Origin of the sequence: Nocardia sp. NPDC059195 (assembly GCF_042754695.1) — a bacterium.
In the GTDB taxonomy this organism is placed as follows: Bacteria; Actinomycetota; Actinomycetes; order Mycobacteriales; family Mycobacteriaceae; genus Nocardia.
Genome location: NZ_JBHZBG010000026.1, coordinates 29,041 through 44,331 on the forward strand (window position 1 = coordinate 29,041; position 15,291 = coordinate 44,331).

The following is a 15,291-nucleotide window of genomic DNA, read 5'->3' on the forward strand; positions in this document are numbered from 1 at the left end:
TATCGTTATGCCTACAAGCGTTGGCAAACAAGCGTTGACCAGGAGTCGAAATGACCGCCACCTCACTGCCAGAAGCCACCTCCGTCGTCATCGTCGGCGCGGGTCCCGCCGGGCTCACCGCCGCGATCGTGCTCGCCGAAGCCGGCGTCGACCATGTCCTCATCGATCGACTCGGCGAGGGCGCCAACACTTCTCGGGCCGCGGTGGTGCATGCCAGGACGCTCGAAGTGCTCGACGGGCTCGGTATCGCGAGCGAACTCGTCGAACGTGGGATCAAGGTCCCGACGTTCAAGCTCCACGACGGTGCGAAGACGTTGGCCACCATCGAGTTCGGCGATCTGCCCACCGCGTTCCCGTACACGCTGATGGTGCCGCAGGACGTCACCGAGCAGGTGCTGCTCGATCGGCTGCACAAGCTGGGCGGCACGGTGCATCGGCCACTCACCGTCACCCGTGTCACCGACGAAAATGGCAGCGTCACTGTCGAATACGCGGACGAGAACGATCAGCGCGGCACGATCGACGCCGACTATGTCATCGGCGCCGACGGGATGCACAGCATCGTGCGTGAGCAGGCGGGCATCGGATTCAGCGGCGACACCTACCCCGCGTCGTTCATCCTCGCCGACGTTCGCATGAACTGGCCGACCCCGCGCACCGAGGTCTCGCTACACCTCTCCCCCGAAGGCGTCACCGTGGTCGCGCCCCTCCCGGACGAGGCGAACAACCGCTACCGCGTCGTCGCCACCGTGGACGAAGCCCCGGAAAACCCCACCCTCGACGACATCGGGACCCTGCTGAACGCCCGCGGCCCGGCGGGCGAGATCCGCGTGGACGAGGTCCTGTGGAGCTCCCGATTCCGGGTGCACCACCGCGTGGCCGACCACTACCGCGCAGGCCGCGCCTTCCTCGCGGGCGACGCCGCCCACGTACACAGCCCGGCAGGCGGCCAGGGCATGAACACCGGCATCCAGGACGCGGCGCTACTCGGTGCCCTTCTCGTGAAAGTAACCGCAGGCGAACCGGATTCGATCCTCGATACTTACGAAACCATCCGCAGGCCGATCGCCCTCGACGTCGTCGCCTTCACCGACCGCATGACCAAGATGGCCACCCTCCAGTCCGCCCCGGTCCGCACCGCACGCAACACCGCCTTGCGCCTACTCACCCGAATCCCCGCGATCCGAGGCAAGCTGGCCTACCAACTGTCAGAACTCGGCAACCGCTAACCCGGATTCGGTTCCCCGCAACCGATCCCGAGCACGACGAAAGCCCGCCCGGCGACGCTGCCGGGCGGGCTTTTCGGATCGGGTCGGTACTACGCCGAGCCTGCCTGCGCATGCTCATCCGCAGGCCGCTCGTCGGTCTGCGACTTGGCCCAGCGGTAGTCCGGCTTGCCCGCGGGCGAGCGCTTGATCTCGTCGACGAACCACAGGCTGCGTGGCTGCTTGTAGGACGCGATCTCCTTGCCGAGCACCGGCTTCAGATCGGCCAGGGTGGGGCGGTTTTCGCTACGGCACTGCACGACCGCGCAGACCCGCTGTCCCCAGCGTTCGTCCTCGACGCCGACTACCAGCGCGTCGAAGATCTCAGGGTGGGCCTTGAGCGCGGCCTCGACCTCTTCAGGGAAGATCTTCTCCCCGCCGCTGTTGATGCTCACCGAACCGCGGCCGAGCATGGTGACCGAGCCGTCCTCCTCGACGCGCGCGTAATCGCCGGGAATCGCGAAACGAACCCCGTTGAACTCCTTGAACGTCGCGGCCGACTTGACCTCGTCCTTGTAGTAGCCCAGCGGGATGTGTCCGCTGCGCGCCAGCAGGCCGACGACACCGGAACCCGCTTGGACCGGATTGCCTTCTTCGTCGAGCACCTGGGTGGCCGCGTCGATCTTCACCCGGGGGCCACCGGTGTGGGTGGCACCCTTGGCGACCAGGGAGAGTCCGCCGAACCCGGTCTCCGAGGAGCCGATGGAGTCCGAGATCATCCGGTTGGGCAGCACTTCGAGGAACTCGTCCTTGAGCGCGGGCGAGAACAGCGCCGCACTGCTGGCCAGCACATACAAGGTCGAAAGGTCGTAGGGCGCACCGGTTTCCGGGTTCCCCTCGGCGAGGGCGTCGAGCATGGGCCGCGCCATCGCGTCACCGGTGATGAAGATCAGGTTGATGCCGTGCTTGTCGACGGCCTGCCACACACCGTGCGCGCTGAACTCTGGAATCATCACGGCCTTGCCACCGCCGAACAGGCTGTGGAAGGTGGCCCACTGCGCGCCGCCGTGGATCATCGGCGGGATCGGGTAGCGCACCATCGGCGGGTTGGCCGCGCCGATCTTGGCCAGCTCCCATTCGTCCTTGGTGTACTCACCGGTGACGAAGTTGATGCCGGCGCCGAGGACTCGCCAGATGTCCTCGTGCCGCCACATAACGCCCTTGGGCAGGCCGGTGGTGCCGCCGGTGTAGAGCATGTAGATGTCGTCGGCCGAGCGTTCCTCGAAGTCCCGCTCGCCCGACGAGCCTGCCAGCGCGGCTTCGTATTCCACGCTGTCGGCGCCGATGGGGTCCTCGGTGCCGTCCTCGACGACGATCACCGTCTTCAGGCCGGGCACCTTATCCCGCACCGCCGCCACCTTGTCGGTGTAGCGACGCTCGTGGATCAGCGCCACCATGTCGGAGTTGTCGAAGATGTGCAGCAGCTCGTTCTCGACATAGCGGAAATTGACATTGATCATCACCGCCCGCGCCTTGAAGACGGCCACCATCGCTTCGACGGCCTCGACGGTGTTCCTGGAATAGATTCCGACTTTGTCGCCGGGACGCACACCCTGTTCCTGCAGGTAGTGGGCCAGCTTGTTGGCCCGCTCCTCCAGTTCGGCGTAGGTCGACTCACGATGCTCGCCGACCAGCACGATCCGGTCGGGCATCAAGTCGACAGCATGTTCGACGAGATCGGCTATGTTGTAGCTCACAAGGACAAAAATAGAACGTGTTACTGTTTCTGGCAAGACTAGATCGTCAGGAGATATCGAAATGGCCCACTGCCTGGTCGAGAAGCGCGACCATGTCCTCATCGTCACTATGAATCGGCCCGAGGCGCGCAACGCCCTGTCCGGCGAGATGATGGCGATCATGCGCGACGCCTGGGACCAGGTGGACAGCGATCCCGACATCCGCGTGGCGATCCTGACCGGCGCGGGCGGGGCCTTCTGCGCGGGGATGGACCTGAAGGCGATGAGCTCGCAGCATCCAGGGGACACCGCCTCCAGCGGCGGCTGGGACCCGGCCTACCTCCCCGCGCTGCTGAAGGGGCGGCGGCTGAGCAAGCCGCTGATCGCGGCGGTAGAGGGCCCGGCCATCGCCGGTGGCACCGAGATCCTGCAGGGCACCGACCTGCGCGTAGCCGGGGAAAGCGCCAAGTTCGGCGTCTCCGAGGCCCGCTGGGGCCTGTTCCCGCTGGGTGGTTCCGCGGTGCGGCTGGCCCGGCAGATCCCGTACACGGTGGCCGCTGATCTGCTGCTGACCGGTCGGCACATCACCGCCGCCGAGGCCAAGGAGATCGGCCTGATCGGACACGTGGTCCCCGACGGCACCGCCCTCGACAAGGCCATGGCGCTGGCCGGCCAGATCGCCGACAACGGCCCGCTCGCCGTCCAGGCGATGCTGCGCACCCTGCGCGAAACCGAGGCGATGCCGGAGAACGAGGCGTTCCCCATCGAGGCCAAGATCGGCATCGAGGTGTTCAGATCAGCCGATGCCAAGGAAGGTCCGCGAGCCTTCGCCGAGAAGCGCAAGCCGAACTTCACCGGCTCCTGACACGCCTCAGGGCGCCGGGCTCTGCGCCGGGCGCCCTGTTGGCACAGGGGATTACGCCCCCGGGTAGTCCATGAAGAACGGCTCCCACTGGTGCCCGTCCGGGTCGATGAAGGTGCGGCCGTGCATGCCGACCTGGGCCTCCTGGGCCTTCTTGTCGTCGTTGGTCTCTTCGGTGCCGCCCGCTGCCACCGCCGCGGCGGTGAGCACGTCGACCTCCGCCGCACTGCCCAGCGACAACGCGTAAGCAGCGCCGATGGCACCACTCGTATCAGCGATCGGGCGCTTGCTGAACGTGGTGAAGAAGTCCTTGGTCAGCAGCATCAGGCAGATGTTGTCGTCGACGACGATGCAGGCCGCGTTCTGATCGGTGAAATCATCGTTGACCTTCCAGCCGAGCGCCTCGTAGAAACCTTTGGACCGGTCGAGGTCGGCGACGGGGAGGTTGATGAAGATCATCTTGTTGCTCATGGGATCAGCCTTTCGGGGCGTCGTTGCGGTCTCGAACATGTAGACGTGGCGGTCGGCGCGGATTCATCGCATCCACGCAAAGTTCGCGAAATCCCGATAGTTCGTTTTCGCCCCTGTCGGCTGTCAGACCCCTGTGGCATCGTGAAACTATGAGCGACGCCACAACCGCCACCACCGGCCCCGATCCCGCTGTACTCGCCGAATTCGAGACGCATCGGCGCGAGTTGTGCGCGTATGCCTACCGCATGCTCGGCTCCTCGTTCGAGGCCGAGGACGCGGTGCAGGAAACCTTCACCCGCGCCTGGCGCTCCTACGATTCCTTCGAGGGCCGCGCGAGTCTGCGCTCGTGGCTCTACAAGATCGCCACCAATATCTGTCTCGACATGCTGGATCGTCCGCAGAGCCGGGCCAGACCGATGGATCTCAACGGGCCGGGCCGCCCGGATTCACCGCTGCCCATGCCACAGCCCGATTACGTGTGGATCGAGCCGATCCCGAACGCGCTCGCCTTCGGCGCCGATCCGGCCGACCACGCCTCCACCAGAGACACGCTGCGCCTTGCCTTCGTCGCGGCCTGCCAGCACCTGCCCGCCACCCAGCGCGCGATCCTGATCATGCGCGAGGTGCTGCGCTTCTCCGCGGGTGAGACCGCGGAGGCGCTGATGATGTCGCCCGCGTCGGTGAACAGCGCGCTACAGCGGGCCAGGGCCACCATGTCGAAGGTGCAGCCCACCGTGGCCGACAGTTTCGACGAGACCGATCCCGATCAACGCAAACTGATCGACGATTTCGTGAAGGCGTTCGAGGCCTACGATATGGACGCGCTCACCACCCTGCTCAAAGCCGATGTGGCGCTGTCGATGCCGCCGTTCGATCTCTGGATCTCGGGCCCGGAGAACGTGGCCGCGTTCATGCTCAGCACGGGCAGCGCGTGCCGCAATTCGCGGATGATTCCGCTGGTCGGCGCCAACGGTTCGCCCGCCTTCGGCCATTACAAGCCGAGCGAGGAGCCCGGCGTCTGGGTGCCGTGGTCGATCACGGTGCTCGAACTCGAGGGCGACACCATCGCCGGCCTCAACTTCTTCCTCGACACCGGGCGCCTGTTCCCGCTCTTCGGGCTCGAGCCGGAGTGGCGCGAGCCCGTCTGAGCGGGAACGGTTCTCACAGCAGGCGGCGCTTGTACAGCTTTCCGTTGGGATCGCGGGGCAGCTCCGCACGGTATTCCACCGTGCGGGGCAGCTTGTACTTGGCGAGCTGACCGGCGGCGAATTCCAGGATGTCGGCGGTGAGTGCGTCGTCGCCCTCGGTGTCGGCCACCGGCTGCACGAACGCCTTCACCTGCTGGCCCCAATCCGGGTCCGGCACACCGAGAACCGCCACATCGGCGACTTTGGGGTGGCTCATCAGCACGCCCTCGATCTCGGCCGGGTAGATGTTCACGCCACCGGACAGGATCAGGTCGGAGCGCCGGTCGCAGAGGAACAGGTAGCCGTCTTCGTCGAGGTAGCCGATGTCGCCGACGGTGAACAGGTCACCGACGCGCGACTCGTCGGTCTTCTCCTTGGCATGGTGGTACTCGAAGCTCGATGTGCCCATCCGCATGTAGACCATGCCCTCTTTGCCCGCGGGCAGTTCGGAGCCGTCGGTCTCGTCGAGCACCTTGATCACCGACCACGGCCAGGCCTTGCCCACTGAGCCTGGCTTGGCCAGCCACTCGGTTCCGTTGATCACGGCGCCGCCGCCCTCGGTGGCCGCATAGTACTCGGTGACGACCGGCCCCCACCACTCGAGCATCTGCCGTTTGGTCTGCGGCGGGCACGGTGCCGCACCGTGCACCATGCTGCGCAGCGAGGAGACGTCGTAGCGGGCGCGCACGTCGTCGGGCAGGGCCAGCAGGCGATGGAACTGAGTGGGCACCATGTGGCTGTGCGTCACCTTGTGCCGCTCGATCAGCGCGAGCATGTCCTGCGCGTCCCATCGATCCATCAGAACTAGCTTGTGCCCCAGCTGGATCGAGATGGTCGAGAAGTTCAGCACGGCCGTGTGATAGAGCGGCGAGCCGCAGATGTGCACGTGGTCGTCGTAGGGCCCCAGCTCGAACAGGCTGAAGAACGCCCTGTTCGGCGCGGGAACGGTATCCGGATCAGCACCGGTGAGCGGACGGCGAACGCCCTTGGGCCGCCCCGTGGTTCCCGAGGTATAGAGCATCGGCGCACCGAGCGAACGCTCCGACGGCCTGCCGGTGTCGGCGGCGCCGAGCCACGACACCGGCCGGAAGCCGGGCACTGTCCCCACGGCGAACCGGGCGTCCTCCGGCAGTTCGGCAAGGTCGGCGGCCTCGGCGGCGGTAGCCGCGAACCGTTCGCTGGCCAGGAAGGCCGCGGCATCACTGTCACCGAGGATGTAGGCGATCTCGGGCGCGGTCAGATGCCAGTTCACCGCGACGATGTACAGACCCGCTTGGTAGGCGGCGAAATACGCGGCGATCGCCTCGACGCCGTTGTGCAGCATGCTGACCACGACGTCGCCGGTGCGCAATCCGATGCCGCGTAGTCCGTTGGCGTAGCGGTTGGCCAGAGTCGCCAATTCTCGATAGGTGATCTCCCTGCCGTCCGGATCGACGACGGCGATCCGCTCGGGATCTGTCGCGGCGATATTCCACAGTCCGAGGACTTGCGTTGTCTGCTGGCTGTTCACCCTTCGAATTTAGAACGCGTTCTACAAAGCAACAAGGGGTTGGAGAAGACTCATTTGTTCGACATTCGATACCGAGATCAGCATCATCGTCACGCCCGCGTCTTCCCACTCCTTCAACCGGGATCGCACATGCGCCTCGTCGCCGAAGATCGCGGTATCGGTGATCAACTCGTCGGGCACCGCCGCGGCGGCCTCTGCCTTGCGCCCGGCCCGGAACAGCGCGGAGATCTCGTCCACCTCCGCGCCATAGCCCATCCGCTTGTACACCTGGGCATGGAAGTTCAACTCGGGCGCGCCCATACCGCCGATGTAGAGCGCGCTCACCCAGCGCATCCGCTCGATCTCCGCCGCAGGATCGTCGGTGATCACCACCTGCGCGCTCGCGGCGATCTCGAAGTCCGCGCGCGAACGACGGGCACCGGGTCGGGCGAAACCCTCGTCGAGCCACTCGTTGTACATGCCCGCCAGCCGGGGCGCGTAGTAGATCGCGAGCCAGCCGTCGGCGATCTCGGCGGTCTGCGCGATGTTCTTCGGACCCTCCGCACCCAGCCAGATCGGCAGATCAGCGCGCAGCGGATGCACGATCGGCTTGAGCGGTTTGCCGAGTCCGGTCGCGCCGGGACCGCCGTAGGGCAGCCCGTAGTGCGCGCTGTCCGAGGTCACCGGCGCCTCGCGCGCGAGCACCTTGCGCACGATGTCGACGTACTCGCGGGTGCGCCGCAACGGCTGGGCGAACGGCTGCCCGTACCAACCCTCGACCACCTGCGGGCCCGAGACGCCGAGACCGAGAATGGCCCGTCCGCCGCTGAGATGGTCCAGCGTGAGCGCGTGCATCGCGGTGGCGGCGGGTGTGCGCGCCGACATCTGCGCGACCGAGGTACCCAGCCGCACCCGTGACGTCGACGAGCCCCACCAGGCCAGCGGCGCGAAGGCATCCGACCCCCAGGACTCCGCCGCGAACACCGCGTCGAAGCCGGCTTCCTCGGCCGCGATCACCAGCTCACCGGCGCCGGCGGGGGGCTGCGCGCCCCAGTATCCGAGTTGCAATCCGAATTTCATGATCGGCGCCCTTTCCGCGAATCCTTGCGAGCAGAATAAGAACCTGTTCTACTCGATATCGTGACCCAGGGGAATACCGCAGTGGAAGTATTGAGTGCACCCCTCAGGGTGCGATTCGACTACACCAGGTCCGTCGGACCCATCATCGGTGCGTTTCTGACCGGACTGCGCGAGGGCCGAATACTCGGCGCTCGCGGCAGTGACGGCCGTGTGCTCGTGCCGCCACCAGAATACGATCCGCTCACCAGCGAGGCGCTGGACGAGCTCGTCGAGGTCGCCGCGACCGGCACCGTTAAGTCCTGGACCTGGGTGTCGGAGCCGCTACCCGGCCAGCCGTTCGATCGCCCGTTCGCCTGGGCGCTGATCCAGCTCGACGGTGCCGACACCGCCCTGCTGCACGCGCTCGACGTGACCGAACCCGGCCGACTCAGCACCGGAATGCGGGTCAGTGCCCGCTGGGCAGACGAGCGCACCGGCCGCATCCAGGACATCGCCTGCTTCGAACCCGGCGAGAACACCAGCACCGCGAACCCTTCCGAAGAAGAACCGGTCACCATGCTGACCACACCCGTCGAGCTCGACTACAAGCACACCGCCTCCCCCCAGGAGAGCGTCTACCTGCGCGGGCTGGCCGAGGGCAAGCTCATCGGCGGCCGTTCCGAAGCAGGCGGGCGAGTGTACTTCCCGCCGCGCGGCGCCAACCCGACCGACGGCAGACCCACCGACGACCTGGTCGAGCTGCCCGCCAAGGGCACGGTGACCACCTTCTGCATCGTCAACGTGCCGTTCCTCGGCCAGCGGATCAAGCCGCCGTATGTGGCCGCCTACATCCTGCTCGACGGCGCCGACATCCCGTTCCTGCACCTGATCCTCGGCTGCGCGGCCGACGAGGTGCGCATGGGCATGCAGGTCGAGGCGGTGTGGAAGCCCCGCGAGGAGTGGGGCCACACCATGGCCAATATCGACCACTTCCAGCCCACCGGGGAGCCAGACGCTCCCTACGAGTCCTACCAGCACCACCTCTAGAGAGGCGACGTTGACCACATCAGCATCCTCCGGCAGCGACGCGAGCCTGCCCGAGATCGCGGTGGTGGGCTTCGCCCACGCACCACACGTACCCGAAACCCACGGCACCACCAATGGCGTCGAGATGCTCGTGCCGTGCTTCCAGCAGCTCTACGCCGAGCTCGGCATCACCAAGTCCGATATCGACTTCTGGTGCTCGGGGTCCTCCGATTTCCTTGCCGGACGCGCGTTCTCGTTCATCTCGGCGATCGATGCGATCGGCGCCGTCCCACCGATCAACGAATCGCACGTGGAGATGGACGCCGCATGGGCCCTCTACGAAGCGTGGGTGAAGCTGCGTTCCGGACAGGCGCAGACCGCACTCGTGTACGGCTTCGGCAAGTCGTCGGCAGGCACGCTGCGTCAGGTGCTGACCATGCAGCTCGACCCCTATCTGGTCGGGCCGCTGTGGCCCGACGCGGTCTCGATCGCGGGTTTGCAGGCGCGTGCCGGTCTGGATTCCGGCCGGTGGACCGAGCAGGACATGGCGGCGGTCGCGGGCGGTGACCTCGGCGCACCCTATGTGGCCGACCCACTGCGCGCCCACGACATCGCGCCGATCACCGACGGTGCGGCCGCGATCGTGCTCGCGGTCGGCGATCGCGCGCGGGAGCTCTGCGAGCGACCCGCGTGGATCACCGGAATCGCGCACAACATCGACGCCCAGGCACTGGGCAGTCGCGACCTGACGCGCTCCCCCTCCACCACCAAGGCGGCCGCGGTGGCGACCGGCGGCAATACCAGCTTCGACGTCGCCGAGCTGCACGCGCCGTTCAGTCACCAGCAGTTGATCCTCGCGGAAGCGATCGGGCTGTCCGCGGACACCCGCATCAACCCCTCCGGTGGCGCCCTGGCCGCCAACCCGATGTTCGCGGCGGGTCTCGAACGAATCGGCAGCGCCGCCCAAGCCATCATGTCCGGCACCGCGAACCGGACCCTCGCTCATGCGACCAGCGGCCCTGCGCTGCAACAGAATCTGGTCGCCGTCATGGAGGTCAAGTGAGCTTCCCCGCAGCGGTGCTCGGCACCGGCCAAACCCATCACGTGACAAAACGTACAGACGTGTCCATGGCGGGCATGTGCCGTGAGGCCATCGATCGCGCACTCGATGACGCGGGTCTGACCATCGCCGACATCGACGCTGTCGTCGTCGGCAAGGCCCCCGACTACTTCGAGGGCGTCATGATGCCCGAGCTGTACATGGCCGAGGCGCTCGGCGCGGCGGGCAAGCCGTTGATCCGCGTGCACACCGCGGGCTCGGTCGGCGGCTCGACCGGCGTCGTCGCCGCCAACCTGGTGCAGGGCGGGGTGCACAAGCGTGTCCTGGCCGTCGCCTGGGAGAAGCAGTCGGAGTCGAATGCCATGTGGGCGTTGTCGATTCCGGTGCCGTTCACCATGCCGGTCGGCGCGGGCGCGGGCGGCTATTTCGCTCCACACGTGCGCTCCTACATCCGTCGCTCGAACGCGCCACTGCACATCGGCGCGATGGTGGCGGTGAAGGATCGGCGCAACGGCGCGAAGAACCCGCTCGCGCACCTGCATCAGCCCGACATCACCATCGAGTCGGTGCTGGCCTCCCAGATGCTGTGGGACCCGATCCGTTTCGACGAGACCTGCCCGTCGTCGGACGGCGCGTGCGCTGTGGTGATCGGCGATGCCGAGGCCGCCGCGGTGGTCGAAGCCGAGGGCAAGAAGGTGGCCTGGGTACACGGCACCGCGATGCGCACCGAGCCGACCACCTTCTCCGGTCGCGACCAGGTGAATCCGCAGGCGGGCCGGGTCGCGGCCGCGGCCCTGTGGGAGTCGGCCGGGATCACCGACCCTCTGGACGAGATCGACGTCGCCGAGATCTATGTGCCGTTCTCCTGGTTCGAGCCGATGTGGCTGGAGAATCTCGGCTTCGCGGCCGAAGGCGATGGCTGGAAACTCACCGACAAGGGTGAGACGGAAATCGGCGGGCGCATCCCGGTGAACCCATCGGGTGGCGTTCTCTCGTCCAACCCGATCGGCGCCTCAGGCCTGATCCGCTTCGCTGAAGCCGCCAAGCAGGTGATGGGCCGGGCGGGCGCCTACCAGGTGCCGAACGCGCGCAAGGCGCTCGGTCACGCGTACGGCGGCGGGTCCCAATACTTTTCGATGTGGGTAGTAGGAAGCGAGCGTCCGGCATGAAATTCACTCTCGGTATCGCATTGAGCCCACTGGAACAGCTCACCGAGCTGGCCAAGACGGCCGAAGAATGCGGGTTCACCTCCATCGGGCTGCCAGACTCGCTGTTCTACATGAAGTCGCAGGCCGCCGACTACCCCTACACCCCCGACGGGAGCCGCTTCTGGGGTCCGGAAACGCCGTGGGTCGACCCGCTGATCGCCGCCGCGACGATGGCCGCGGTGACCACGAAGCTGCGGTTCTACACCAACGTCCTCAAGCTCGGCTCGCGCAATCCGCTGCTGCTGGCCCGCCAGGTCGGCTCGATCGCCAATATGTCGGGCAACCGGTTCGGCCTGGGCCTCGGCATCGGCTGGGCACCTGAGGAATTCGAATGGTGCGGGGTTCCCTACGCCCGCCGTGGCGCACGGGTCGATGAGATGATCGAGGTCATCCGGCTCGTCCTCGACGGCGGCATGGTCGAATTCCACGGCGACTTCTTCGATTTCGACCAGCTGCAGATGAGTCCGGCGCCGAGCGAGCGGGTGCCGTTCTACATCGGTGGGCACACCGGGCCGGCGTTGCGCCGGGCCGCCCGCATCGGTGACGGCTGGACCTCGGCGATGATGAAGTTCGACGACCTCGTCACCACCATCGGTACGCTGCGCGACCTCCGCGCGGAATACGGCCGGTCCGAGGAGCCGTTCGAGATCCAGACCGTCTGCATCGACAAGTTCGGTCGCGACGGCTATCAGGATCTGGCCGACGCGGGCGCCACCGACACCATCGTGGTGCCCTGGCTGGCCGACGGTATCGGGTTCGACGGCGAGCTGGCGGCCAAGCAGGACTCCCTGCGCCGCTTCGCCGAGAAGTACATCACCGACCCCATCATCGCGAAGGTAGCGCCATGACCGACATCGCAGTCGAGAACTCCGCCCGCGCCGCGGGCCTGGCATCCCAGGCCGCGGTCCGGGCCAAGGACCGCGCCGCCTGGGTGGCCCTGTTCGCCGAGGACGGCATCGTCGAAGATCCCGTCGGCCCTTCGGGTTTCGATCCCGAAGGCGTGGGCCACCGCGGCCACGAGGCCATCGGCGGCTTCTGGGACAAGGCCATCGCACTCACCGAATCGATCGAATTCCGCTTCGAGGACTCCTTCGCCTGCGGCAATGAAATCGCCTTCACCGGCCTGATCCGCACCACCATGGCCGGCCACATCATCGACGCCGAGGGTGTGTTCACCTACAAGGTCGACGCCGAGGGAAAGATCGCCGCCTTGCGCGCCTTCTGGGAAGTGGACCGCGCGGTCTCTACCACGCGCCCCGTATAGCGGTAAACGCGAGAACAGCCCGGGACCATTCGGTCCCGGGCTGTTCTCGTTGTCAGCGACTCAGTGCGCGACAGGGCAACCGGCGGTCTGGTAATCGACCGGCAGCTCCTTGATCCCATTGAGCCAACCCGAGCGCAGGCGCTTGGCATCACCGATTCGCGTGATATCGGGCAGATGGTCGGCGATCGCGTTGAAGATCAGATCGATCTCGAGCCGAGCCAGATTGGCCCCGACACAGAAGTGGGCGCCGGTGCCACCGAAGGACAGGTGCTGATTGTCCTTGCGGGTGATGTCGAACTTGTCCGCCTGCTCGAAAACCTCTTCATCGAAGTTCGCCGAAGCGTACAGCATCACCAGCCGCTGCCCCTTCTTGATCTGCACCCCAGCCAGCTCGGTGTCCTCGAGCGCGGTGCGCTGGAAGGAGGTGATCGGGCTCGCCCAGCGGATAATCTCGTCCACTGCGGTGGCCGGACGCTCCTTCTTGTACAGCTCCCACTGGTCGGGGTTCTCCATGAACGCCATCATCCCGTGGCTGATCGCGTTGCGGGTGGTCTCGTTGCCCGCGACCGCGAGCAGGATGACGAAGAAGCCGAATTCCTCGGGGGTCAGCGACTCACCGTCGACGTCGGCCTCGACCAGTGTGGTTACCAGATCATCGGCCGGACACGCCTTTCTGGCCTCCGCCATCTGGTAGGAGTAGCCGAGCAACCCCACCGACGCGGCCACCGGATCGATATCGACGTTGTCGGGATCGTCGTAGCCGGTCATGCTGTTGGACCATTCGAAGACCTTCATCCGGTCTTCCTGCGGCACGCCGATCAGTTCGGCGATCGCCTGCAGCGGCAGCTCGACGGCCACCTGGGTGACGAAGTCCCCGGAGCCGGACTCGGCCGCCCGTCGCACGATGTCGGCAGCACGGGCCGACAGCTCAGCCCGCAGGCCGTTGACCGCGCGGGGTGTGAAGCCCTTGGAGATGAGCTTGCGCAGCTTCGTGTGCTCGGGCGCGTCCTTGTTCAGCAGGACGAAGCGCTGCAGTTCGATCTGCTCGCGCTGGATGTCGTCGTTGAACCGCGGGATAGCGGTGTTTTCGAAGGTGGAGAACACATCGCTGCGGCGCGACACCTCTTTGACGTCGGCGTGCTTGCTCACCACCCAGAAGCCGTCGTCGTGGAACCCGCCAGTCTCGGGCGGCTGCTCGTTCCACCAGATCGGGGCCGACCGCCGCAATTCGGCGAACTCCTCCACCGGAACACGCTCGGCGTAGATGTCGGGGTCGGTAACGTCGAACCCGTCCGGAAGGTTCAGCCGGGCACCCGTCACGGGGCCGGCGTGTTCGGTGCTCGGATTTACCACCAGATGTCTCCTTCGACAAACTGAAACACGTTCTACAATCATTCAAGCATAGGGGTTGCCGCGACGGAAGAACCACGCGGTTTTACCCTGAACTCAAGATCAGAACCTGTTGCAGTTATGAGGGAGATTCAGATGGGCACACCCGTGATCGTCGAAGCCGTGCGTACCCCGATCGGCAAGCGCCGAGGGCAGCTTGCGGGCTTGCACGCCGCCGAACTGCTCGGCCTGGCCCAGCGCGGACTACTCGACCGGGCGGGACTCGACCCGGCCGAGGTCGAGCAGGTGATCGGCGGCTGCGTCACCCAGGCGGGCGAGCAGTCCAACAACGTCACCCGCGTCGCCTGGCTGCACGCGGGTCTGCCATGGCAGACCGGCGCGACCACGATCGACGCCCAGTGCGGTTCGGCCCAGCAGGCCAACCACCTCATCGCGGGCCTCATCGCCACCGGCGCGATCGACGTCGGCGTCGCGTGCGGCGTCGAGGCGATGAGCCGGGTGCCGCTCGGTGCCAATGTCGGCACCGAGGCGGGCACCCGACGGCCCGCGTCGTGGTCGATCGACCTGCCCGATCAGTTCGGTGCCGCCGAGCGCATCGCCCGCAGGCGCGGGATCACCCGGTCCGATATCGACGAATTCGGCTTGCGCTCACAGCAATTGGCCGCCAAGGCGTGGGCCGAGGGCCGCTACGACCGCGAGGTGCTTCCGGTCTCGGCGCCGGTACTCGACAGCGAGGGCGCGGTCACCGGGGAGAAGCTGGAGGTCCGCCGCGACCAGGGTCTGCGCGCGACCACCATCGAAGGACTGGCCGCGCTGAAACCGGTCGTCGCCGACGGCATCCACACCGCGGGCACCTCGTCGCAGATCTCCGACGGCGCCGCCGCGGTGCTGCTGATGGACGAAACCGTCGCGCGCCGAAAGGGTTTGCGCCCGCGCGCCCGGATTCACACCCAGGTACTCGTCGGCTCCGAACCGGAGTTCCATCTCGACGGTCCGGTACAGGCGTGCACCCGACTGCTCGAGCGCTCCGGAATGACGATTGGCGATATCGATCTATTCGAGATCAACGAAGCATTCGCGTCGGTCGCACTTTCGTGGGCTGCCGTACATCAACCTGACATGGAACGTGTAAATGTCAACGGCGGTGCGATCGCAATCGGGCATCCCGTCGGTTCTACCGGCTCCCGTTTGATCACAACCGCGCTACACGAACTCGAACGCACAGGTCAGGGCACTGCCATGGTGCTGATGTGCGCCGGCGGCGCACTCGCGACCGGCACCATCATCGAACGCCTGTAGACTGGACCACACCGAAACCGGGCGCCTAGGTTGAAGATTCATCCCAGGGCGCCCGGAACGTGTCGTACGCCACAA

Annotated in this window: 14 protein-coding genes; 9 read left to right on the forward strand and 5 right to left on the reverse strand. The window is 66.5% G+C overall.

Annotated elements, in window-relative coordinates:
* Positions 1-50 precede the first annotated feature (50 nt).
* The gene (locus tag ACFXKN_RS26255) at positions 51-1,229 is read left to right on the forward strand and encodes an FAD-dependent oxidoreductase (RefSeq protein WP_378970463.1); all 1,179 of its coding nucleotides are present in this window, start codon (positions 51-53) and stop codon (positions 1,227-1,229) included.
* 89 nt (positions 1,230-1,318) lie between these two features.
* Here the strand turns inward: ACFXKN_RS26255 and ACFXKN_RS26260 are convergent, their stop codons facing one another.
* Entirely contained in the window at positions 1,319-2,962 is a 1,644-nt protein-coding gene (locus ACFXKN_RS26260; protein WP_378970468.1) for an acyl-CoA synthetase, read from the reverse strand.
* Between the two features lie 61 nt (positions 2,963-3,023).
* Between ACFXKN_RS26260 and ACFXKN_RS26265 the strand changes: the two genes are divergently transcribed.
* The gene (locus tag ACFXKN_RS26265; protein ID WP_379434007.1) at positions 3,024-3,806 is read left to right on the forward strand and encodes a crotonase/enoyl-CoA hydratase family protein; all 783 of its coding nucleotides are present in this window, start codon (positions 3,024-3,026) and stop codon (positions 3,804-3,806) included.
* A 51-nt stretch (positions 3,807-3,857) separates the two neighbouring features.
* Here the strand turns inward: ACFXKN_RS26265 and ACFXKN_RS26270 are convergent, their stop codons facing one another.
* Entirely contained in the window at positions 3,858-4,274 is a 417-nt protein-coding gene (locus ACFXKN_RS26270; RefSeq protein WP_378970476.1) for a VOC family protein, read from the reverse strand.
* 149 nt (positions 4,275-4,423) lie between these two features.
* Between ACFXKN_RS26270 and ACFXKN_RS26275 the strand changes: the two genes are divergently transcribed.
* Positions 4,424-5,422 (forward strand): sigma-70 family RNA polymerase sigma factor, encoded by a 999-nt coding sequence (locus ACFXKN_RS26275; protein ID WP_378970482.1) that lies wholly within the window; start codon positions 4,424-4,426, stop codon positions 5,420-5,422.
* Between the two features lie 13 nt (positions 5,423-5,435).
* On the opposite strand, the gene ACFXKN_RS26280 is transcribed toward ACFXKN_RS26275, so the two are convergent.
* On the reverse strand, positions 5,436-6,971 hold the full coding sequence (locus ACFXKN_RS26280; protein WP_378970485.1) for an acyl-CoA synthetase: 1,536 nt from the start codon (positions 6,969-6,971) through the stop codon (positions 5,436-5,438).
* A gap of 21 nt (positions 6,972-6,992) precedes the next feature.
* Complete coding sequence (locus ACFXKN_RS26285; protein WP_379434008.1) at positions 6,993-8,030, reverse strand: LLM class F420-dependent oxidoreductase; 1,038 nt, start codon at positions 8,028-8,030, stop codon at positions 6,993-6,995.
* Positions 8,031-8,090: 60 nt separating this feature from the next.
* Here ACFXKN_RS26285 and ACFXKN_RS26290 point away from each other — a divergent pair, with 60 nt between their 5' ends.
* From ACFXKN_RS26290 to ACFXKN_RS26310, 5 genes are read left to right on the forward strand one after another with little or no spacing between them, the layout of a single operon-like run.
* The gene (locus ACFXKN_RS26290; protein WP_378970496.1) at positions 8,091-9,056 is read left to right on the forward strand and encodes a Zn-ribbon domain-containing OB-fold protein; all 966 of its coding nucleotides are present in this window, start codon (positions 8,091-8,093) and stop codon (positions 9,054-9,056) included.
* 46 nt (positions 9,057-9,102) lie between these two features.
* Positions 9,103-10,098 (forward strand): thiolase domain-containing protein, encoded by a 996-nt coding sequence (locus tag ACFXKN_RS26295; protein ID WP_378970949.1) that lies wholly within the window; start codon positions 9,103-9,105, stop codon positions 10,096-10,098.
* The gene (locus ACFXKN_RS26300; RefSeq protein WP_378970501.1) at positions 10,095-11,264 is read left to right on the forward strand and encodes a thiolase domain-containing protein; all 1,170 of its coding nucleotides are present in this window, start codon (positions 10,095-10,097) and stop codon (positions 11,262-11,264) included. Before ACFXKN_RS26295 ends, ACFXKN_RS26300 begins: the two co-directional genes overlap by 4 nt.
* Complete coding sequence (locus ACFXKN_RS26305; protein WP_378970507.1) at positions 11,261-12,151, forward strand: TIGR03619 family F420-dependent LLM class oxidoreductase; 891 nt, start codon at positions 11,261-11,263, stop codon at positions 12,149-12,151. Before ACFXKN_RS26300 ends, ACFXKN_RS26305 begins: the two co-directional genes overlap by 4 nt.
* Positions 12,148-12,567: a nuclear transport factor 2 family protein gene (locus tag ACFXKN_RS26310; RefSeq protein WP_378970510.1), complete on the forward strand. Its 420-nt coding sequence runs from the start codon at positions 12,148-12,150 to the stop codon at positions 12,565-12,567. The genes ACFXKN_RS26305 and ACFXKN_RS26310 overlap by 4 nt, the downstream gene beginning before the upstream one ends.
* A gap of 60 nt (positions 12,568-12,627) precedes the next feature.
* On the opposite strand, the gene ACFXKN_RS26315 is transcribed toward ACFXKN_RS26310, so the two are convergent.
* Positions 12,628-13,887 (reverse strand): cytochrome P450, encoded by a 1,260-nt coding sequence (locus ACFXKN_RS26315; protein WP_378970961.1) that lies wholly within the window; start codon positions 13,885-13,887, stop codon positions 12,628-12,630.
* A 165-nt stretch (positions 13,888-14,052) separates the two neighbouring features.
* Here ACFXKN_RS26315 and ACFXKN_RS26320 point away from each other — a divergent pair, with 165 nt between their 5' ends.
* Entirely contained in the window at positions 14,053-15,216 is a 1,164-nt protein-coding gene (locus ACFXKN_RS26320; protein WP_378970517.1) for a steroid 3-ketoacyl-CoA thiolase, read from the forward strand.
* Positions 15,217-15,291: the final 75 nt, after the last annotated feature.

Bases quoted from the DNA above. Each gene is read 5' to 3' on its own strand.
- ACFXKN_RS26255 (WP_378970463.1), top strand. From the start codon at position 51: ATGACCGCCACCTCACTGCCAGAAGCCACCTCCGTCGTCATCGTCGGC.
- ACFXKN_RS26265 (WP_379434007.1), top strand. From the start codon at position 3,024: ATGGCCCACTGCCTGGTCGAGAAGCGCGACCATGTCCTCATCGTCACT.
- ACFXKN_RS26270 (WP_378970476.1), bottom strand. From the start codon at position 4,274: ATGAGCAACAAGATGATCTTCATCAACCTCCCCGTCGCCGACCTCGAC.
- ACFXKN_RS26275 (WP_378970482.1), top strand. From the start codon at position 4,424: ATGAGCGACGCCACAACCGCCACCACCGGCCCCGATCCCGCTGTACTC.
- ACFXKN_RS26285 (WP_379434008.1), bottom strand. From the start codon at position 8,030: ATGAAATTCGGATTGCAACTCGGATACTGGGGCGCGCAGCCCCCCGCC.
- ACFXKN_RS26305 (WP_378970507.1), top strand. From the start codon at position 11,261: ATGAAATTCACTCTCGGTATCGCATTGAGCCCACTGGAACAGCTCACC.
- ACFXKN_RS26310 (WP_378970510.1), top strand. From the start codon at position 12,148: ATGACCGACATCGCAGTCGAGAACTCCGCCCGCGCCGCGGGCCTGGCA.
- ACFXKN_RS26320 (WP_378970517.1), top strand. From the start codon at position 14,053: ATGGGCACACCCGTGATCGTCGAAGCCGTGCGTACCCCGATCGGCAAG.